Below are 18,966 nucleotides of genomic sequence, written 5' to 3' on the forward strand. Positions count from 1 at the left end.
CCGGCCTCCCGCCGCATGCCTCTTCCTAGATGGTCTAGGATCGCGCCTAGGCATCCAAGGAGGTGGGCGTGGCGCGGGTGGGACTCACCGTCGAGCGGCTGGTGGCCGCCGCCGCCGACATGGCGGACGAGGTCGGCTTCGACAACGTCAGCATCTCCGCGCTGGCCCGCCGGTTCGGCGTCAGGGACGCGAGTCTGTACTCGCACGTCCGCAGCCTGCAGGACCTGCGCACCCGGCTCGCGCTGCACGCCGGCGGCGAGCTGATCGACCGGATCGCGGCGGCGGTGGCCGGCCGGGCGGGCAAGGAGGCGCTGAGGGCGTTCGCCGGCGCCTACCGGGACTACGCCCTGGAGCACCCCGGCCGGTACGCGGCCACCCAGATCCGCCTCGACCAGGCCCTGATCGCCGACTCCCCGGCCCTGCGCCGCACCGCGGAGATCACCTACGGCATGCTCCGCGCCTACGGCCTGACCGAACCCGACCTGACGGACGCGGTCCGCCTGCTGCGCAGCACCTTCCACGGCTACTGCGTCCTTGAGGGCGCGGGGGGCTTCGGCGCGGACCGGGACGTGCGGGCCTCCTGGGAGAAGGCGGTCGACGCCCTGCACCTCGCTCTCACCCACTGGCCCCGGGAGGCGCACGACGATGACTGACCTTCCGCACCACGACGTCACGGGCCGCGGCCCCGTACTGCTGCTGGTGCCCGGCGGGGCCGGGCACCCGATGGGGCTCGGGCCGCTGACCGAGCGCCTGGCCACGCGCTTCACCGTGGTGACCTGCGACCCGCTGGGCCTCGCGCACGGCCGTCTCGGCCGGCCGGTCGCCGAACAGCGGGTGGCGGACTGGAGCGAGGGGGCCCACCGGGTGCTGGAGGCCGTGCTGCCGGGCGGCGAGCGGGCGTACGCGTTCGGCACCAGCTCCGGCGGCATCGCCGTGCTGGACCTGCTGGCCCGGCACCCCGAGCGGCTGGCGCACGTCGTCGCGCACGAGCCGCCGTGCGTGACCGCGCTGCCCGACGGGACGGAACGGCGGCAAGAGCTGATCGCGCAGCTGGACGGCCCCGGACGGCCGCCCGCGCAGGGCGACGCGGCGACCCCGATGGGCGTCTTCCTGGGCCGGGTGCTGCGCCCGTTCACCGCCTACGCGCCGACCGTCACCCCGCCGCCCGGCCGGCTCACGATCGCCGCCGGCGCCGCGTCCCGCGGACAGCTGCTCCACCGTACGGCCGGAGTCCTCGCCGGGCGGCTGGGGTGCGCCTTCGCCGAGTTCCCGGGCGGGCACCTCGGCACGCTGGATCACCCCGTGGAGTTCGCCGACGCGCTCACCGAGGCGCTGCGTCCGAGCGCGCCGGCGTCGGTGTAGGAGGGGGCCGTGCCGCCCGGTGCCGGGGTACGGGCTCGCGGCGCGATCGTCGCGGGGCGCTCCGGCACGGCGGTGGCCTTCCTCTCGGCGGGACCCGGTCCCGGTCGGACCGCCCGCACAGGCGCCCCCCGCGTCCGCGCCGGTTGCGGTTCGGCTAGCGTCGTGGCATGACCAGCGACCCCTCCCCCGGCCTCGCCGACGCCCTCGCCGCCGGAACGGTCGTGCTCGACGGCGGCATGTCCAACCAGCTGGAGTCGGCCGGGCACGACCTGAGCGACGAGCTGTGGTCGGCGCGCCTGCTCTCGGAGCGGCCCGAAGCGGTCACCGAGGCCCACCTCGCGTACTTCCGGGCGGGTGCGAGCGTCGCGATCACCGCCAGCTACCAGGCCACCTTCGAGGGCTTCGGCAAGCGCGGCATCGGCCGCGAGGAGGCCGCGCGCCTCATCGCGAGCAGCGTGGAACTGGCGCGTGAGGCGGCCCGGCGGGCGGCGGACACGGGCGTGCGGCGGCCGCTGTGGGTGGCGGCGTCGGTCGGGCCGTACGGGGCGATGCTCGCGGACGGCGCGGAGTACCGCGGGCGGTACGGGCTCGGCGTCGCCGCACTCGAACGCTTCCACCGGCCGCGGATGGAGGTGCTGGCCGCCGCCGCGCCGGACGTCCTGGCGCTGGAGACCGTCCCGGACGCCGACGAGGCCGCCGCCCTGCTGCGGGCGGTGCGCGGGCTGGGCGTGCCGGCGTGGCTCTCGTACACGGTCGACGGCCGGCGGACTCGGGCCGGCCAGCCGCTGGAGGAGGCGTTCGCGCCGGCCGCCGACGTCGACGAGGTGATCGCGGTCGGGGTCAACTGCTGCGCACCGGGGGACGTGCGGCCGGCGGTGGAGATCGCGGCCCGGGTGACGGGGAAGCCGGTCGTGGTCTACCCCAACAGCGGCGAGACCTGGGACGCGCGGACGCGCGCCTGGACCGGGCCCGCGACGTTCGGCGCCGCGCAGGTCCGGGCGTGGCGGGAGGCGGGGGCGCGGCTGATCGGCGGGTGCTGCCGGGTGGGACCGGACGTGATCAGGTCGATCGGCCGGGCCTTGGAGACGGCCTGAACCGACCGGTCGCCGGACGCGCCGGCGCCCGGGCCGTGCGCGGTGTGCGGGTGGGGTGGGACGGCTCAGCGGCGCAAGGTGCCGACCGAGCCGCGCAGGCGGCGCATCGCGGCGGCGAGCTCCGCGCCGGGGGCGCGGGGCACGGCGTGCCGGGGTGGTCGGGGGGCGGTGGGGAAGGCCGACCACAGGGCGAGTTCCGCGTCCCGCGGGCCGTGGACCGTATGCGGTGGCCCGTCGCCGAAGACCCGTACCGGGTGGGTGGCGTCCCACGCCTGCCAGCCCGGGTCCCCGCTGGTCACGAACCGCACCCACGCCCCGTGCATCGCGTCGCTCAGCTCCTGCGGCGCGCCCTCGCCGGCCAGCTTCGCCGACTCCGGCGCGTCCCCCGTGCCGAACACGAACCCCAGTTCCAGCGCGTGGCAGGCGCCGAGGCCGGGGCGCCGGGACGGCCAGGCGAACTCGTAGACGTGCGAGGTGCCGGGGCGGGCGTCCGCGAGCCGGTGCAGCGGCACGCGCAGCAGGTGGTCGGTGATCATCTGGCCGACGATCTCGGCGGTGCCCGCCCCGGGGTGCAGGGCGCGGTAGCCGCGCGGGATCTCCGGACCGGCGTGGCAGCGGGCCATGGCCCCGGCCAGGGCGACCGGGCCGAGCCGGTCGACGCGCTCCAGGAGACCGCCGGGCGCCAGCCACAGCCGGTACTCGTCCCGCGTCCAGCCCATGAGCAGGTCGACGTCCGGGGCGGCGGCGCCGGCGATGAGCGCCTTCAGCGGGTCGCCGGGCACGAGGTCGCCGTCCACGACGACGCCGAACGCGGGTCCGCCGAGCACCGGGCTGCTGCGCCGGCTCACCTCGGCCTGGGTGCGCAGCAGCAGTTCCCGGTCGACGGCGGCGAACGCCTCCGCGGTGCCGGGGATCTTCAGCCGGGCCGCCATGCGCCGCACCATCCGCCGCACCCCGTCCCGGTCGGACACCTCGGGCGGTCCGCTCTGCAGCACCGCCCGCCGGATCAGGCCGCGGGTCTGCGGCGCGGCGAGCAGGACGCCGGCGCTGATCGCACCGGCCGACTGCCCGCACAGGGTGATCCGGTCGGGGTCGCCGCCGAAGGCCGCGATCGCCCGGTGCACCCAGCGCAGGGCGGCGAGCTGGTCCTGCAGGCCGGGGTTCGGGGGCGCGTCCGGGAACAGCCCGTAGCCCTCCACCCCGAGCCGGTAGTTGACCGTCACGCAGACCACTCCGTCGCGGGCGAAGGAGGCGCCGTCGTACACGGGCACGGCCGAGGTCCCCCTGGTCAGCGCCCCGCCGTGGAGCCACACCAGCACGGGGAGCCGGGCGCCGGGGCCCGGTTCGGGGGTCCACACGTTGAGGTTGAGGCAGTCGTCGCCGGGGATCACCGGGTCGGACAGGTACTCGGCGAAGACGTCCGAGTACGGCGGCTTCGGCGCGGTGGGTCCGAAGGCGCCGGCGTCGCGCACCCCGTCCCAGGGCTCCGGCGGCTCGGGCGGGCGGAACCGCCGCGGGCCGAAGGGCGGGGCCGCGTACGGGATGCCCCGGAACACCGCGATCCCCTGCTCGCGGCGGCCCCGCACCGCTCCGTGCGGCGTATCGACCACGGGGTCCGTCCGGTCTGCCGTCATCGTCCACCAGTCCTTCGCCGCGCCTCCCGCACGGTGCACAGCACACGTGCGGATCGTTCACATCAGAGCATCACAGGGCGCGGATGTATTCCGGTGTGGTCCGGCGCACCAGCCGTGCACCGGCCGGAGAAGGACGGGGGACGGCGGGAACCGGCGACCGGACGGGCCGGCGGCCGGGCGCCCCGTGCCCGGCGCCCGGCCGCCGGTGTGCCCGCCCCCCCGGGGGGCGCCGGCTCCGGGCGGGGCGGGGACGTCCTTCAGTCCTCGTCGCCGTCGTCGCCGGCGCCGACGATGGCCTCCACCACGTCGACGGCGCTGCCGTCGTGGTCGCTGCCCGCGGTGCCGCTGCCGGCCTGGAGATTGGCCGTGCGGTCGACCTCCAGGATCGAGTCGGCACGGGAGTTGTCGATCACGGTGACCAGGCCCCCGGAGGCGCCGGCGGGGACGGCGCCGGCCGCGAGGAGCACGGCGGCCAGCGCCGTCGCCCGGCCGAGCCTGGGGACGGCGCCGGTCACACGCCCACGCCCTCGGGGACGAGCCGGTCCCGGGCGATGTTGCGTTCCAGCAGGCTGGTGGAGGCCTTCACGCCGACCCCGGTCGTGGGATCCAGTTCCGGCAGCCGGCCGTCGGACGCCTTCAGTCCGGTGAGCGCGGATTCCATCGCCTCGTGCGCGGCGAACAGGCACGGGGTGCTGTAGATCGCGACGTCGACCCCGAGGTCGGACAGTTCGCCGAGGGACAGGCGGGGCGACTTGCCGCCGGCGATCTGGTTGAACAGCAGCGGCTTGGCCCCGACGACCTTGCGGATCCGCTTGATCCACTCGACGCTGCGGACCCCGTCGACCAGGACCACGTCGGCGTCGGTGGCCGCCAGCCGCTCGGCGCGGCGCAGGATGTCGTGCTCGTCGGTGGCGTCGGTGCGGGCGACGACGACCAGGTCCTTGCGGGTCTCCAGGACCCTTTCCAGTTTCTCCAGGTACTCCTCCAGCGGCAGCACCTGCTTGCCGTCGGCGTGGCCGCAGCGGCGGGGCCGCTTCTGGTCCTCGAGGATCACGCCGGAGGCGCCGATGCGCTCCAGGCCCTCGACGACGTGGCAGGCGACCTCGGGATCGACGTACCCGTCGTCGATGTCGACCAGCAGGTGGTGGTGGGGGAAGGCGCCCCGCAGCCGCTGGACGAAGGCCACCATGTCGGGCCAGGCGATGAATCCGATGTCCGGCAGCCCGTAGTACGAGGCCGCGAACCCGAAGCCCGAGACGAACATCCCGTCGAAGTGCTTGGCCGCGATCGACGCCGAGTACATGTCGTACACGCCGATCAGCGGTGTGGTTCCGGGCTCGGTGATGGACTCGCGAAGCTTCTTGCCGTAAGTCAAGGTCCGGCTCCTCCTGTGGGATGGGTGACGCGGGCGGATGCGCTGCCGCGTCTTCACGCCCTTTGCCAAGACAAGAGCATCTCTAAATACTCACGTGACCCTTGCACTACGCGAGCTTTACTCACCCCAACGGCGGAACCGGTTCACCGCAGAAACGTCACGCGGGGAGCCGTGCCGCCCAGGTGAGGCCCCCGGCCAGGTGCGCGAGGAAGACGGGGTCGCGGTAGGCGCCGCAGGCATGGCCGAGGGCGGTGTAGAACACCCGTCCGCCTTCCGGACCGTGGTCGCGGCACCAGGCCAGCGGATGGTCCGCGCCCATCCCGCCGCCTTCGTACGACGTCTCGTCCACGCGCAGCAGCACCCGGGCCCGGCCGCGCGGGACCCGGTCGAAGTCGTACCACTCGTCGGTGAACCGCCACACGGCCGGCAGCTCGCGGGTCGCGGGGTGGCCGGGGTCCGTGACCAGGACACGCCCGGGCTGCGGCGCGGGATGCCGGGTGAAGCGGGCGCCGAGCAGTTCGCCGTACCAGGGCCACCCGTACTCGGTGCAGGCCGCCGCGTGCACCCCGGCGAAGCCGCCGCCCGCCCCGACGTAGTCCCGCAGCCGCTCCCGTCCGGCCGGGGTCAGCACGTCGCCGCTGGTGGAGAGGAAGACGACGGCCGCGAAGCCGTCCAGCGGCCGTTCGAGGTCCGCGGGGTCCTCGGTGTGCTCGACGGCCCATCCGCCGAGCGCCCGGACCGCGGCGACGGCGTCCGGGATGGAGTCGTGGCGGTAGTCGGCGGTACGGGTGTACAGCAGCAGCCGCGGCGACGTGCCCTCCACGGCGCTCAGCCGCCCCGGCCGACGCCGTCGCCGGGGGCCCCGTCGCCGTCCGGCGGGAGGTCGCCGCGCTCCACCGGGACCGTCGCGGCCGAGGACGCCGGAGGCGCCGGGGCCGGGGGCAGGAGGGCGGCGAGTTCCGCGGCCGAGGGGCGGTGGACGGCGTCCGCGGCGCGGCGGAGGACCTCGCGCGGGACCTTCTCGCCGCTGATCCGCACCACCTGCCCCTGCGCCGGGGACCGGCAGACCCAGCCGTCCGGGCAGTCGTCGGCGGTGCCCCGCTCGGTGTACAGGCGCAGCACAGCGCCGCCTGGCGCCCAGTAGGCGGCGGAGAAGCCGTCGTCCCCGTTCACCCCGACGGACTGCCGGGCGAGCGTGAAGCCGGGCACGCCGGTGACATGGACGAGTTCCGGGGCGATGCCCATGGCCCGCAGCCGCGCGTCGAGCGCCGTCCGCTCCGGGGCGGCCGGGCCCGGCGTCCGCGCGGGCCGTTCGGCGGCGGGGCGCTTCGACGGCTGCGTCCCGGTGTCCGCCTTCGTGTCCGCCTTCTCGGCGCCGCATCCCGTCAGCAGTGCGGGCAGCAGCGGGAGCAGCGGCAGGGCGCGTGCGGCACGGACCATCCGACCATGGTGCCGCACCGGCGCTCCCGGGGGCGACCCGAGTGCGCAACTGCCCCGGTGGCGCACCCGGTTCACCGTTGCCGGGCATCTCGTGCGCGCCGCCCCGTCCGGTGGGCGCCACCCCTTCGCGCCCGGCGGCGCGGACCGGAGCGGCCCCGCCGATTGAACACGTTCAAATCGACCTCTAGGATCGTGCGCCTCGCCGTCGCACGGAGGAGGGGACATGCGTCGCACGCTCAGGACGAGGAGGCGGGCGCGGTGAAGGGGCTGGGGCACGGCATCGGCCAACTGGTGCGGTTCGCAGTGGTCCAGGCCCGCGCCTGCGCCTTCGCGGTCGCGTTGCTGGCGGGCATCGCGGCGTCCCGGCTGCTGCCCCCGCTGCCGGTGGCACGCTACGACCTGGTGCTGGTCTACGGCATCGCGCTCACCCTCGTCGCCCGCCGGGTGGGCTGGGAGACCCGGCGCGACACGGCGGTCATCGCCGCGTGCCATGTGCTGGGACTGCTGTTCGAGCTGGTCAAGGTGCGGCTGGGGTCGTGGAGTTACCCCGAGGACGCCCTCACCAAGATCGGTGGGGTGCCGCTGTACGGCGGCTTCATGTACGCGGCGGTCGCCGGCTACGTCTGCCGGGCCCGGCGGCTGATGCGGCTGCGCTGCACCCGCTACCGCGCCGCCGCCACGACCCTCGTGGCCGCCGCCGTCTACGTCAACTTCTTCACCCACCACTGGATGCCGGACCTGCGCTGGCCGCTCGCCGTGGCGATGACCGCCGCGACCGCCGGGACCTGGGTGGGCTTCAGCGTCGGCGCGCACCGCTACCGCATGCCGCTGGCCGTCTCCTTCGTCCTGATCGGGTTCTTCCTCTGGGTCGCCGAGAACGCCGCCACCTATGCGGGCGCCTGGAGCTATCCGGAGCAGATCGGCGGCTGGCAGCCGGTGCCGCTGACCAAGTTCGGCGCCTGGTCCCTGCTGATCAGCGTGACGTTCGTGCTGGTCGAGCGTCACGCGGCGGGCGGTGCCGGCCGCGCCGGGCAGGGGCCGGGACCGTGTCCGCCCCCGGTGTCCGATTCCTTCAAGACCGGCTGACCGGCCGCCGCCTACGGTGGCCGCATGACCGTACGACTCGCTGTGATCGGCCTGGTGGCCTCCGACCTGGCCGCCTCGCTCGCCTTCTACCGCCGCCTCGGGCTGGTCTTCCCCCAGGGGGCCGAGGACCAGCCGCACGTCGAGGCCGAGCTGCCCGGCGGGCTGGTGCTCGCCCTGGACACGGAGGAGACCATCCGCTCCTTCCACCCCGGCCGGCAGCCGGCCACCGGTGCCGGACGGGTCTCCCTCGCCTTCCGCTGCGACTCCCCCGCCGACGTCGACGCCCGCTACGAGGACCTCGTGGCGGCCGGCCACCACGGTGAGCTGAAGCCGTGGGACGCCTTCTGGGGGCAGCGCTACGCCGTCGTGCACGACCCCGACGGCAACGCCGTCGACCTGTTCGCCCCGCTACCCTCCCCCGCGGCCGAGTAGCTCGCCGAGCGGCATGCCCGCCAACTGCCGCACCTCGCGGGCCAGGTGGGGCTGGTCCGCGTAGCCCGCGCGGATCGCCGTCTCGGCGAACGGCGTCCCGGAGCGGGCCAGGGCCAGTGCCCGCCGGAAGCGCAGGATGCGGGCCAGGGTCTTCGGGCCGTAGCCGAACGCGGCCAGGCAGCGGCGGTGCAGGCGGCGCTCGCCGATGCCGAGTTCGGCGGCCGCCGCGGAGACCGGACGGCCCTCGTCCAGGCACCGCACCAGCCGGCGCAGCAGCGGGTCGGGGTCCGCCGCCTGCGCCGCCAGGTCCAGGGCGATGTCCTCCAGCGCCCTCGCCGGGGCGGCGGCCGCCGTGACGCGGTCGTGCAGCCGCCGTGCCTTCGCGGCGGGCCAGAGGTCCGCCGGCTCCACGCGCAGGTCGCGCAGTTCGTGCGCCGGAACACCGAGCAGGGCGGGCGCGGTGCCGGGGAAGAAACGGATTCCCGTCCAGGGGCGCGCCGGGCCCTCGGGCACATGCGGGCGGGTGTCGGGGCCCGCGACCAGGAGCCGTCCACCGCTCCACATCAGGTCCATGCAGCCGTCGGGCAGCACGGGCCGGACGCCGGCGGCGTCCGGGGTGTTCGCCCACACGACCGCGCCGGCCAGCCGGGACGCCCGCTCCACGTACACGGGAGCCAGCGTACGTCGCCCGGCGGGGATGCCCGCGCGCGTGTGCCCCCCTGCCCGGTGCGTGTGCGGAGCCGTGCCGGGCGTACGACGGCGGCGGCGCCCGGCCGTCCGGCCGCGGCCGGACGGCTCCGGCCTGGCGCACGTCAGCGGACGGGCGGGCGCGAGGAGGCCGGTCACCCCTCCGGAGTCGCCGTGCCGCCGTTGCCCTTGTGGGTGTGGTGGGGGTTGCGGGCGTGCGCGCGCAGGCGGGCCGTGACGTCCTCCGGGGGCAGGAAGCGGGACCAGCGTTCGGGGAACTCGGAGGGCATGTCGGGGTCGTCGGGGTCGGCCTCGCGGGCCGCCGCGGCGCGGGCGACGTACTCGGCGACCTGCGCCTCGCGGATCCGCTCGTTGGCCTCGCGGGCGGCCGCCGTGGCCGCGGCGGGCCAGACCCGGTCGATGGCGGCGTTCACGGCGGCGCCGACCAGCACGGCGAAGGCGGACACCCCGATCCACAGCAGGACGGCGACGGCGGCGGCGAGGGAGCCGTAGATCGTGGCGCCCTCGATGGTGCTCGTCAGGTAGATGCGCAGGAGGAAGCTGCCGAGGACCCACATGGCGAGGGCGACCAGGGCGCCGGGGACGTCCTCGATCCACGGGGAGCGGACGGGCACCGAGACGTGGTACAGGGTCGTCAGGAACACGATGGACAGCACGATCACGACCGGCCAGTAGAGGACCTGGACGACCGTCTCCGACCAGGGCACGACGCGCACCACCGCGTCCGGTCCGGCCACCATCAGCGGCAGCGCGACCGAACCGATCAGCAGTGCCACGACGAACAGCAGGAACGCCATGATCCGGGTCTTGACGATGCCGCGGACGCCGTCGAGGCCGTACATGACGGTGATGGTGTCGATGAAGACGTTCACCGCGCGGGAGCCCGACCACAGGGCGAACAGGAAGCCGATGGAGATGACGTCGGGCCGGCCGCCCTTCATCACGTCGTCCAGGATCGGCTGGGCGATCTCCTTGACGCCCTTGTCGGACAGCACCGTGCGGGAGGCCTCGAGGAGGTTCCTCTCCAGGCTGTGGATGGTGTCGGCGCCGGTCCAGTCGTCGACGTAGCCGAGCAGGCCGATGAGACTCAGCAGCAGCGGCGGCACGGACAGCAGCGTGAAGAACGCCGCCTCGGCCGCCAGACCCAGGATGCGGTACTCCATGCAGGAGTCGACGGTGTCCTTGAGCAGCAGCCAGGCGGTCCTGCGCTTGGAGACGTTGCGGTAGAGGGCTCTGGCCCGGTGGAGCCGGCCGGCCGGCCGCACGGGGGGTTCACTTGCTGGCTGCACGACCCAAAGGTATCCGCAGCACGGGACCGTCCTCATCTTCCGGGGCCGGGGTCCGCCGCGCGGGCGCGCGCGCCCGCCGCGGTGTGCCACTCTGGAGGCCATCACCGCCGCCGTCCCGGGTAGGTTCGCATCATGGCAGGCACCCCGACCCACACCGTGACGAACCAGCCGCCCCCACTGGTCGGCTACGACGTCTTCACCGCCGACCGGGCCCTCGCCGAGGCCGTCGACCGGCACACCTCCCCGGACGTCCTGGACGAGGTGCGCGCCGAGCTGTCCGCGCTCGGCCGGGCCGCCGGCTCGGCGCAGCTGCAGGAGTGGGCGGTGCAGGCGAACGAGCACCCGCCGCGGCTGCGCACGCACGACCGGTACGGCCACCGGATCGACGAGGTCGACTTCCACCCGGCCTGGCACCGGCTGCTCGGCAAGGGCGTCTCGGCCGGGCTGACCGGCGCCTGGACCCGTCCGGCCGGGCATGTGCGCAGGGCGGCCGGGTTCCTGGTCTGGTCGCAGGTCGAGGCCGGCACCTGCTGCCCGCTGTCGATGACCCACGCGGCCGTGCCCGCGCTGCGCACCGACCCGGAGCTGGCCGACGCATGGGTGCCGCGGCTGACGTCCACGCTGTACGACCGGGAGCTGCGGCCCGCCGGTGAGAAGCCCGGAGCCCTGTTCGGCATGGGCATGACCGAGAAGCAGGGCGGCAGCGACGTCCGCGCGAACACCACCGAGGCGCGGCCCCTCGCGGAGGCCGGCACGTACCTGCTGACCGGGCACAAGTGGTTCTGCTCGGCGCCCATGTCGGACGGCTTCCTGGTGCTCGCGCAGGTGCCCGCCTCCGCGTCCGGGGCGGGAGAGGGCGGCCTGACCTGCTTCCTGGTTCCGCGGGTCCTGCCCGACGGCAGCCGGAACGTCTTCCTCCTCCAGCGGCTGAAGGACAAGCTCGGCAACCGGTCGAACGCCTCCGCCGAGGTCGAGTTCGCCGGCACCTGGGCGCGCCGGGTCGGCGAGGAGGGGCAGGGGGTGCGCACCATCATCGGGATGGTCGCCGCGACCCGGCTGGACTGCGCGCTCGGCTCCGCGGGGCTGATGCGGCAGGCGGTCGCGCAGGCCGTGCACCACTGCACGCACCGGGAGGCGTTCGGCGGGAAGCTGGTCGACAAACCGCTGATGCGCAACGTCCTCGCCGACCTCGCGCTGGAGTCCGAGGCCGCGACCGCGCTGGCGCTGCGGCTCGCCGCCGCCTGCGACGACGGCGGCGAGCAGGAGCGGGCGTTCCTGCGGCTCGCGGTGCCGGCCGCCAAGTACTGGATCACCAAGCGGTGTGCGCCCGTGGTGATCGAGGCCGCCGAGTGCCTGGGCGGCAACGGGTACGTCGAGGAGTCCGGACTGCCCCGGCTGGTGCGGGAGTCGCCGCTGAACTCCGTCTGGGAGGGCGCGGGCAACGTCCAGGCCCTGGACGTGCTCAGGGCGCTGCAGCGGGAGCCGGGCGCGCTGGACGCCTGCCTCACGGAGATCGGCCTCGCCCACGGCGCCGACCACCGGCTGGACCGCGCGGTGAAGGACCTGTTCTCCGAGCTCGCCGACCTGGAAGGCGTCGAGGGGCGGGCGCGGCGGCTGGCCGAGCGGCTCGCGCTGGCCCTGCAGGGGTCGCTGCTGGTGCGGTACGCGCCGCCGGAGGTCGCCGACGCGTTCTGCGCCTCCCGGCTGGGCGGCGACCACGGCGCGTCCTTCGGCACCCTGCCGGCCGGCCTGGACCTGGAGTCGGTGGTGGAGCGGTCCCGTCCGGTCTCCTGAGTCGCCTGGGCGGTCCCCGGGGGCGCGCGACCGGCGCGCGGCCGCGACGGGCCGTCGGCCGCCGGCGCGCCCGGCGGGCCCCCCGCCGCGCACGGCCGGAGGGCGGGGCGGCGGGGGGTGGTGCTGCGCCGACACGGCACCACCCCCCGGCACCTGGGCCCCTCGAGCCCGTGGACGCGCAACGCGTCGTGGTCAAGTCTCAGCCGCGGCGCGCCGGTTCACCAGGGTTGCAGGAGGTTGCAACTTATGGGGGCACGTGCGCGAAGTCTGTGCCCCCGCCATGCCCGGAGCGGCACTATGAGGGGTGGGGCCGGACCGGAAACCGCCGCCCGGACGGCTCGACAGGTGTGTTGGACGCCCCTTCCCGGGAGGACCTCAGTGGGGAACCCGCCGATGAACGTGGCGCGCCTGGCCGCCGTGGACGCGGCGCGGGCGGCGCGGGTGCTGAGCGAGGTGCGTGAGGCGACGCTCGCCGGACACCGTGCGCGGATCGCGCCCCGGCCGGTGATCGAGCAGTCGTGGGGCCGGATGCTGCGCAGCGGCGTCGATCCCGAACGCGACTTCCGCTCCGGGCTGCTGCCGGCGGACGAGGTGCGGCGCAGGCGGGAGGCGTCACCGTTGCGGCACGTGCTGCCGGTGCTGCGGGAGGGGCTGCTCTCGGTCGCGGACGTCGCGCAGCACATCATGGTCGTCGCGGACGCCGACGGGCGGGTGCTGTGGCGGGAGGGGGCGACGGGGGTGCTGCGCAAGGCCGACGGACTCGGCTTCGAGCTCGGCGCGGACTGGCGGGAGGACGTCGTCGGCACCAACGGGGTGGGCACTCCGGCGGTGATACGGCGGCCCGTCCAGGTGTTCGCCGCGGAGCACTTCGTCCGTTCGCACGCCTCCTGGACCTGTTCGGGCGCCCCGATCACCGATCCGCGGGACGGCCGGCTGCTCGGTGTGGTGGATGTGAGCGGTCCGCTTCAGACCATGCATCCGGCGACGCTCGCCTGGGTGGACTCGGTGGCCAAGCTGGCCGAGGCCCGGCTGCGGGAGCGGCACCTGGCCTCGCTGGAGCGGCTGCGGGCGGTGGCGGCGCCGGTGCTGGCGCGGCTCGCCGGGCGGGCGCTGGTGGTGGACCGGGACGGCTGGGCTGCGGCCGTGACCGGGATGCCGTACGTGCGGCGGGTGGCGCTGCCGAAGTCGCTGGCGCCGGGCCGCCGGTGGCTGCCCTCGCTCGGCTCGTGCGCGGTGGAGCCGCTGGCCGGGGGCTGGCTGCTGCGGGCGGAGGAGGAGCCGCTCGCGGCCGGCGCTCCCCGGATCGTGCTGGACCTCGCCCGGCCGGGCCGGTGCCGGGTGACGGTCGCGGCCTCGGCGGGTTCCTGGTCGCGCGAGCTGAGTCCGCGCCACGCCGAGCTGCTGTTCCTGCTCGCCGAGCACCGGGACGGGCGGGCGGCGGCGGAGCTGGCCGAAGACCTGTTCGGCGACTCGTCCAGGACGGTGACCGTGCGGGCCGAGATGTCCAGGATCCGACGGTACCTGGGCGAACTGCTGCACCATCGGCCGTATCGTTTCCGCGACGATGCGGAAGTCGAGCTGCTGCTGCCCGACGACCCGCGTGACCTGCTCCCCCAGTCGACGGCACCGGAAGTGGCCCGTAAACGGAACGGCCTCGGCGGCGACCGGTCCGCCTCGTGCTGAACTCCGGGCGCCGGACCGGCCCGTGCCGCGGCGGTCGCCTCGGGCCGTCCATGTGCGCGGTCCGGCCCTGCGCGGCCCGTTCCTGCCGTACCATCCCCTACGGGCCTCCCCATCTGCTCCTCGCGTCAACGTACGGACCACACGGCGCAGTTGGCCCGCCTCTGGAGGAGAGATGATGCATCGCGGCAGACACCGGCGGCGCAGAAGGGGCGCGGCACTGCGCGCCGTGCTGACCGGGACCGCGCTGGCGCTCACCGCCGCCGCCACCCTGATCAGCGCGTCCCAGGCAGAGGTCGCCGACAGTCCGGGCGCGCTCGCGCCGCTGACCTCCCCGGCGGACACCGGCCGGCTCCGGCTCCAGGAGCACCTGGTGCCGGCCCGCACCCTGGACCGGCTCGCCGCCGGGATGGGCCGCCCGGTCGGGGTGGACGCCGTGCTGCGCAGCGCCGACCGCGAGCTGCGGGAGGCCGGCGACTGCTCCTCCGCCGACCGCGCCTCCCTGCCCGTCGCCCCGAAGGCCGCCCGTGCCTACTGCTGGGACCCGGCCGACACCGCGGCCGGCGCCTGGCGGCCGGCCTCGGTGACCACCTCCGGGGACGCCGACGACGACGGGGTGTGGGGCAGGCACCGGGTCGTCCTCGCCGGCTGGGCCCACGGCACCGCCGGCGGCCGTCCCGCCGAACGCGGCCTGGCGCGGATCGCGTTCGTCGACGCCGACGACCCCGCCCGCCTCGCCTACCGCTGGGTGCTGCTGGTGGTGCCGGTCCAGGGCGGCCGGGACTACCGGGGGCTGGCCTCCGGGATCTCCGGCATGGTCTGGTACGGCAACAGGCTGCTGGTCACCACCACGGCCGGCAGCGCCGACGCGCTCTACGTCTACGACCTGGACCGCATCCAGCGCACCACGGTCGACGGGCCCGCGATCGGCCGGGTGCCGGGCGGCTGGTCCGCCGGCGGCCTCGGCTACGTCCTGCCCGCCGTCGGCTCGTACCGTTTCGCCGCCGGCCGCTGCGCCGCCTCCGGCCCGCCCTGCCCGGGGGCGCTCGCCCTCGACCGCGGCACGGCGCCCGACAGCCTGGTCGCGGCGGAGTGGACCGCCCCCGGCCGGGACCGGCACACACGGCTGTGGCGGTACGCCTTCAGCACGGACCCGGCGCGGGCCGGGCTGCTGGCCGCCGACTCCGCGGGGCGGGTGGAGGCGGTGGAGACGTACCGGACCCGGGCGGCCGGCATCCGGGGCGTGCTGTCGTACCGGAAGGCCGGAGCGGACCACGCGTCCTGGTATCTGGGACGCCTGCCCGGTTCGCGGGACGGGCACGGCGGGATGTGGCGGCAGGACGCGGAGGGCGCCCGCGCCGACCGGTGCGGCGCCGACGCCTCGCGCCGCTGCTGGGCGCGGGACGCGGGCTCCCTCTCCTACTGGCGGGCCACCGGCGAGGTGTGGTCGCTGTCGGACCGGATGCTGTTCGCGGTGCCGCTGGCCGGTCTGGACCGGTCCGTGGACTGACCCCTGCCCCGGGCCCGGGGATCGCGGACCCGATCGACAGACCGGGCGGCGGGATGGTTCCCTGGCCCGCATGAGCAGCGTCCCCGTCACCACGTGGTCCCTGGAGCAGACCTCCCCGGCCGACCTCCTGCCCGCCGCCGCGCCCGACGGCGACGTCCGGATCGTCCGCGCCGAGGTTCCCTCGCCCGAGTTCAGCCGGTTCCTGTACGCCTCGGTCGGCGGCGACATCCGCTGGACCGACCGGCTGGGCTGGACGTACGCGCGGTGGCGGGAGCACCTGGAGCGGCCCGGCGTGGAGACCTGGGTGGCGTACGACCGCGGCACCCCGGCCGGATACGTGGAACTGGAGCCGCAGGACGAGGGCGCGGTCGAGATCGTCTACTTCGGACTGCTCCCCGCCTTCCGCGGCCGGCGCATCGGCGGCCACCTGCTGGCGTACGGCACGGCCCGCGCATGGGACCTGGCGGAGCGGTGGCCGGGGCTGACGCCGACGAAACGGGTGTGGCTGCACACCTGCAGCAAGGACGGCGAGTTCGCGCTGGACAACTACCGGCGGCGCGGCTTCAAGCTGTTCGACACGCAGGTGGCGCTGGAACCGGAGGTGGCCGCACCGGGGCCGTGGCCCGGTGCATACCCTGTCTGACCTGCCGGGACAAGCCTCCCAGCGGCGTTTGTGAGCGACACCACCCTTGTCTCGCATTTCGGGACAAGGGTGTCCGCATGATGGATGAAGCTGGACTGTGTCCAGATCGCCGTGACACGCTTCCGCCATGTCTGGAACTGGAATCGCCTTGGTGAGTCGACGCCACGTCGACCTGGGCCGCATGTCCAGCGCCATCTGTCCGGCGAGCTGATCCTCCCAGCACCGCCGCTCTCCCCACCCCGGACCCTGCCTGCGCAAGGACGCGCACGCATGCCTCCATGCGCACGTCTGCGCAGGTCAGCAGCTTCCGCCTGTCCCGAAGGACGATGAACCATGGCCGCCACGCCACAGCACCCCGCCGCCTCCGCGCCCCGCCGCAAGGTGAGCCGTCACCGCGGTGAGGGCCAGTGGGCCGTGGGCCACTTCACGCCGCTCAACGGCAACGAGCAGTTCAAGAAGGACGACGACGGTCTCAATGTGCGGACACGCATTGAGACGATCTACTCCCGGCGCGGCTTCGACTCCATCGACCCCAACGACCTGCGCGGGCGGATGCGTTGGTGGGGGCTGTACACCCAGCGCAAACCCGGCATCGACGGCGGCAAGACCGCGGTCCTGGAGCCGGAGGAGCTCGACGACCGCTATTTCATGCTGCGGGTCCGCATCGACGGCGGGGCGCTCACCACGCGCCAGCTGCGGGTGATCGGCGAGATCTCGCAGGAGTTCGCGCGCGGCACCGCGGACATCACCGACCGGCAGAACGTGCAGTACCACTGGATCCGGATCGAGGACGTGCCGGAGATCTGGGACCGGCTGGAGGCGGTGGGCCTGTCCACCGTCACCGCCTGCGGTGACACCCCGCGCGTGATGATCGGATCCCCGGTCGCCGGCATCGCCGAGGACGAGATCATCGACGCCACGCCGGCGCTGGAGGAGATGAAGCGCCGCGTCCTGGGCAACAAGGCGTACTCGAACCTGCCGCGCAAGTTCAAGACGGCCATCTCGGGCTCGCCCTTGCTGGACGTCGTGCACGAGATCAACGACGTCGCGTTCGTCGGCGTACGCCACCCCGAGCACGGGCCGGGCTTCGACGTGTGGGTCGGCGGCGGCCTGTCCACCAACCCCAAGCTGGGCGTGCGGCTCGGCGCCTGGGTGCCGATCGACGAGGTGCCGGACGTCTACGAGGGCGTCCTGGCGATCTTCCGCGACTACGGCTACCGGCGGCTGCGCAACCGTGCCCGGCTGAAGTTCCTGGTCGCCGACTGGGGCGCGGAGAAGTTCCGCCGGGTGCTGGAGGACGAGTACCTGAAGCGCAGGCTGACCGACGGGCCCGCCCCCGAGCAGCCCGTGCAGCGCTGGCGCGACCACATCGGCGTGCACCGGCAGAAGGACGGCCGGTTCTACGTGGGCTTCGCCCCGCGCGTGGGCCGTGTCGACGGGGCCACGCTCACCAAGGTCGCCGACCTGGCGGAGGCGCACGGCTCGGGCCGGGTGCGCACCACCGTCGAACAGAAGATGATCATTCTCGACGTGGCGCAGGACCAGGTCGAGTCGCTGGTCGACGGCCTGGAGGCACTGGACCTCACCGCCCGGCCGTCCTCCTTCCGGCGCGGCACCATGGCCTGCACCGGCATCGAGTTCTGCAAGCTCGCCATCGTCGAGACCAAGCAGCGCGGCGCCCAGCTGATCGACGAACTGGAGCGCCGCCTCCCGGACTTCGACGAGCCCATCACGATCAACCTCAACGGCTGCCCGAACGCCTGCGCCCGCATCCAGGTCGCGGACATCGGCCTCAAGGGACAGCTGGTCCTCGACGACCGGGGCGAGCAGGTGGAGGGCTACCAGGTGCACCTGGGCGGCGCACTCGGCCTGGAGCCCGGCTTCGGCCGCAAGGTGCGCGGCCTGAAGGTCACCTCCGAGGAACTGCCCGACTACATCGAGCGGGTGCTCAAGCGGTTCCAGGCCGAGCGCGAGGAGGGCGAACGGTTCGCCGCCTGGGCGGCCCGGGCGTCCGAGGAGGCGCTGTCGTGAGCGAGCGAGCGGTCCCCTTCCACTGCCCCTACTGCGGCGACGAGGACCTGCGTCCGAGCGAGGAAGGACACGGCGCCTGGGAATGCGGGGCGTGCAACCGCGCATTCCGTCTGAAGTTCCTCGGGCTGCTCGCCCGGGGCCTTCGGCGGACCGACGGAGGGGACGAGCGGATATGACGACGGCTCAGAGGGAGTTCACGGCGGAGGAGTTGAAGGCGCTCGCCGAGCAGGCGGGCCGGGACCTGGAGGACGCCTCGGCGCTTCAGATCCTCCAGTGGGCGGCGGACACCTTCGGCAGGGGGTTCTGCGTCACCTCCTCCATGGAGGACGCCGTGGTCGCCCATCTCGCCTCCCGCGTGCTCAAGGGCGTCGACGTGGTCTTCCTGGACACCGGCTACCACTTCCCGGAGACCATCGGCACCCGGGACGCCGTGGCGGCCGTGATGGACGTCAACGTCATCACCCTCACGCCGCGGCGGACGGTCGCCGAACAGGACGCCGAGCTCGGCCCGAAGCTGCACGACCGCGACCCCGACCTGTGCTGCCGGCTGCGCAAGGTGCAGCCGCTGGAGGAGGGGCTGAAGGGCTACCGGGCGTGGGCGACGGGCCTGCGCCGCGACGAGTCCCCGACCCGGGCGGACACCCCGGTCGTCGGCTGGGACGAGAAGCGGCAGAAGGTCAAGATCTCGCCGATCGCCCGCTGGACCCAGGACGACGTGGACGCCTACGTCGCCGAACACGGCGTGCTCACCAACCCGCTGCTGACGGACGGCTACGCCTCCGTCGGCTGCGCCCCCTGCACCCGCAGGGTCCTCGAGGGCGAGGACGCGCGGGCCGGCCGCTGGGCGGGACGCGCCAAGACCGAGTGCGGGCTGCACGGATGACGGAC

At 74.8% G+C, this 18,966-nt stretch carries 20 protein-coding genes; 13 read left to right on the forward strand and 7 right to left on the reverse strand.

Going from position 1 to position 18,966, the window contains the following annotated elements:
• Nucleotides 1–68 precede the first annotated feature (68 nt).
• From ABZ261_RS00820 to mmuM, 3 genes are all read left to right on the forward strand, one after another.
• Nucleotides 69–653 (forward strand): WHG domain-containing protein, encoded by a 585-nt coding sequence (locus tag ABZ261_RS00820; protein WP_356854407.1) that lies wholly within the window; start codon nt 69–71, stop codon nt 651–653.
• A complete protein-coding gene (locus tag ABZ261_RS00825; protein ID WP_356854408.1) occupies nt 646–1,362 on the forward strand; it encodes an alpha/beta fold hydrolase in 717 nt (238 codons plus the stop codon). Before ABZ261_RS00820 ends, ABZ261_RS00825 begins: the two co-directional genes overlap by 8 nt.
• A 167-nt stretch (nt 1,363–1,529) precedes the next feature.
• A complete protein-coding gene (mmuM, locus tag ABZ261_RS00830) occupies nt 1,530–2,456 on the forward strand; it encodes a homocysteine S-methyltransferase (protein ID WP_356854409.1) in 927 nt (308 codons plus the stop codon).
• Nucleotides 2,457–2,521: 65 nt separating this feature from the next.
• On the opposite strand, the gene ABZ261_RS00835 is transcribed toward mmuM, so the two are convergent.
• From ABZ261_RS00835 to ABZ261_RS00855, 5 genes are all read right to left on the reverse strand, one after another.
• Complete coding sequence (locus ABZ261_RS00835; protein WP_356854410.1) at nt 2,522–4,090, reverse strand: carboxylesterase family protein; 1,569 nt, start codon at nt 4,088–4,090, stop codon at nt 2,522–2,524.
• A gap of 257 nt (nt 4,091–4,347) precedes the next feature.
• Nucleotides 4,348–4,605: a hypothetical protein gene (locus ABZ261_RS00840; RefSeq protein WP_356854411.1), complete on the reverse strand. Its 258-nt coding sequence runs from the start codon at nt 4,603–4,605 to the stop codon at nt 4,348–4,350.
• Entirely contained in the window at nt 4,602–5,465 is an 864-nt protein-coding gene (locus ABZ261_RS00845) for an isocitrate lyase/PEP mutase family protein (RefSeq protein WP_356854412.1), read from the reverse strand. Before ABZ261_RS00845 ends, ABZ261_RS00840 begins: the two co-directional genes overlap by 4 nt.
• A 157-nt stretch (nt 5,466–5,622) precedes the next feature.
• A complete protein-coding gene (locus ABZ261_RS00850; protein ID WP_356854413.1) occupies nt 5,623–6,288 on the reverse strand; it encodes a ThuA domain-containing protein in 666 nt (221 codons plus the stop codon).
• Between the two features lie 5 nt (nt 6,289–6,293).
• Nucleotides 6,294–6,905: a membrane lipoprotein gene (locus ABZ261_RS00855; RefSeq protein ID WP_356854414.1), complete on the reverse strand. Its 612-nt coding sequence runs from the start codon at nt 6,903–6,905 to the stop codon at nt 6,294–6,296.
• Nucleotides 6,906–7,163: 258 nt separating this feature from the next.
• Between ABZ261_RS00855 and ABZ261_RS00860 the strand changes: the two genes are divergently transcribed.
• Nucleotides 7,164–7,991, forward strand: a complete 828-nt coding sequence (locus ABZ261_RS00860) for a DUF817 domain-containing protein (protein ID WP_356854415.1) — start codon at nt 7,164–7,166, stop codon at nt 7,989–7,991.
• A gap of 24 nt (nt 7,992–8,015) precedes the next feature.
• A complete protein-coding gene (locus ABZ261_RS00865) occupies nt 8,016–8,423 on the forward strand; it encodes a VOC family protein (protein WP_356854416.1) in 408 nt (135 codons plus the stop codon).
• Here the strand turns inward: ABZ261_RS00865 and ABZ261_RS00870 are convergent.
• Together ABZ261_RS00870 and ABZ261_RS00875 are read right to left on the reverse strand one after the other, a co-directional pair.
• Complete coding sequence (locus tag ABZ261_RS00870) at nt 8,400–9,092, reverse strand: helix-turn-helix domain-containing protein (RefSeq protein WP_356854417.1); 693 nt, start codon at nt 9,090–9,092, stop codon at nt 8,400–8,402. The two genes, ABZ261_RS00865 and ABZ261_RS00870, sit on opposite strands and share 24 nt — an antisense overlap.
• Before the next feature lie 173 nt (nt 9,093–9,265).
• Complete coding sequence (locus ABZ261_RS00875) at nt 9,266–10,420, reverse strand: YihY/virulence factor BrkB family protein (protein ID WP_356854418.1); 1,155 nt, start codon at nt 10,418–10,420, stop codon at nt 9,266–9,268.
• A 132-nt stretch (nt 10,421–10,552) separates the two neighbouring features.
• On the opposite strand from ABZ261_RS00875, the gene ABZ261_RS00880 reads away from it, so the two are divergent.
• From ABZ261_RS00880 to ABZ261_RS00915, 8 genes are all read left to right on the forward strand, one after another.
• Nucleotides 10,553–12,214 carry an acyl-CoA dehydrogenase family protein gene (locus ABZ261_RS00880; RefSeq protein ID WP_356854419.1) on the forward strand — a complete coding sequence of 554 codons (1,662 nt, stop codon included), beginning with the start codon at nt 10,553–10,555 and terminating at the stop codon, nt 12,212–12,214.
• 393 nt (nt 12,215–12,607) lie between these two features.
• Nucleotides 12,608–13,897, forward strand: a complete 1,290-nt coding sequence (locus ABZ261_RS00885) for a GAF domain-containing protein (protein WP_356854420.1) — start codon at nt 12,608–12,610, stop codon at nt 13,895–13,897.
• 172 nt (nt 13,898–14,069) lie between these two features.
• Nucleotides 14,070–15,404: a hypothetical protein gene (locus tag ABZ261_RS00890; RefSeq protein ID WP_356854421.1), complete on the forward strand. Its 1,335-nt coding sequence runs from the start codon at nt 14,070–14,072 to the stop codon at nt 15,402–15,404.
• 70 nt (nt 15,405–15,474) lie between these two features.
• Entirely contained in the window at nt 15,475–16,047 is a 573-nt protein-coding gene (locus ABZ261_RS00895; RefSeq protein WP_356854422.1) for a GNAT family N-acetyltransferase, read from the forward strand.
• Between the two features lie 127 nt (nt 16,048–16,174).
• The gene (locus ABZ261_RS00900) at nt 16,175–16,258 is read left to right on the forward strand and encodes a putative leader peptide (protein WP_309486338.1); all 84 of its coding nucleotides are present in this window, start codon (nt 16,175–16,177) and stop codon (nt 16,256–16,258) included.
• A gap of 122 nt (nt 16,259–16,380) precedes the next feature.
• Nucleotides 16,381–18,078 carry a nitrite/sulfite reductase gene (locus tag ABZ261_RS00905; protein WP_356854423.1) on the forward strand — a complete coding sequence of 566 codons (1,698 nt, stop codon included), beginning with the start codon at nt 16,381–16,383 and terminating at the stop codon, nt 18,076–18,078.
• Nucleotides 18,075–18,254 carry a hypothetical protein gene (locus ABZ261_RS00910; protein WP_356854424.1) on the forward strand — a complete coding sequence of 60 codons (180 nt, stop codon included), beginning with the start codon at nt 18,075–18,077 and terminating at the stop codon, nt 18,252–18,254. The genes ABZ261_RS00905 and ABZ261_RS00910 overlap by 4 nt, the downstream gene beginning before the upstream one ends.
• Nucleotides 18,251–18,961 (forward strand): phosphoadenylyl-sulfate reductase, encoded by a 711-nt coding sequence (locus tag ABZ261_RS00915; protein ID WP_356854425.1) that lies wholly within the window; start codon nt 18,251–18,253, stop codon nt 18,959–18,961. Before ABZ261_RS00910 ends, ABZ261_RS00915 begins: the two co-directional genes overlap by 4 nt.
• Nucleotides 18,962–18,966: the final 5 nt, after the last annotated feature.

This window comes from Streptomyces sp. NPDC006193 (assembly GCF_040613915.1).
Taxonomy (GTDB): domain Bacteria; phylum Actinomycetota; class Actinomycetes; order Streptomycetales; family Streptomycetaceae; genus Streptomyces.

Bases quoted from the DNA above. Each gene is read 5' to 3' on its own strand.
- ABZ261_RS00900 (WP_309486338.1), top strand. From the start codon at position 16,175: ATGTCTGGAACTGGAATCGCCTTGGTGAGTCGACGCCACGTCGACCTG.
- ABZ261_RS00905 (WP_356854423.1), top strand. From the start codon at position 16,381: ATGGCCGCCACGCCACAGCACCCCGCCGCCTCCGCGCCCCGCCGCAAG.
- mmuM (WP_356854409.1), top strand. From the start codon at position 1,530: ATGACCAGCGACCCCTCCCCCGGCCTCGCCGACGCCCTCGCCGCCGGA.
- ABZ261_RS00880 (WP_356854419.1), top strand. From the start codon at position 10,553: ATGGCAGGCACCCCGACCCACACCGTGACGAACCAGCCGCCCCCACTG.
- ABZ261_RS00895 (WP_356854422.1), top strand. From the start codon at position 15,475: ATGAGCAGCGTCCCCGTCACCACGTGGTCCCTGGAGCAGACCTCCCCG.
- ABZ261_RS00855 (WP_356854414.1), bottom strand. From the start codon at position 6,905: ATGGTCCGTGCCGCACGCGCCCTGCCGCTGCTCCCGCTGCTGCCCGCA.
- ABZ261_RS00825 (WP_356854408.1), top strand. From the start codon at position 646: ATGACTGACCTTCCGCACCACGACGTCACGGGCCGCGGCCCCGTACTG.
- ABZ261_RS00890 (WP_356854421.1), top strand. From the start codon at position 14,070: ATGATGCATCGCGGCAGACACCGGCGGCGCAGAAGGGGCGCGGCACTG.
- ABZ261_RS00835 (WP_356854410.1), bottom strand. From the start codon at position 4,090: ATGACGGCAGACCGGACGGACCCCGTGGTCGATACGCCGCACGGAGCG.
- ABZ261_RS00885 (WP_356854420.1), top strand. From the start codon at position 12,608: ATGAACGTGGCGCGCCTGGCCGCCGTGGACGCGGCGCGGGCGGCGCGG.
- ABZ261_RS00865 (WP_356854416.1), top strand. From the start codon at position 8,016: ATGACCGTACGACTCGCTGTGATCGGCCTGGTGGCCTCCGACCTGGCC.
- ABZ261_RS00915 (WP_356854425.1), top strand. From the start codon at position 18,251: ATGACGACGGCTCAGAGGGAGTTCACGGCGGAGGAGTTGAAGGCGCTC.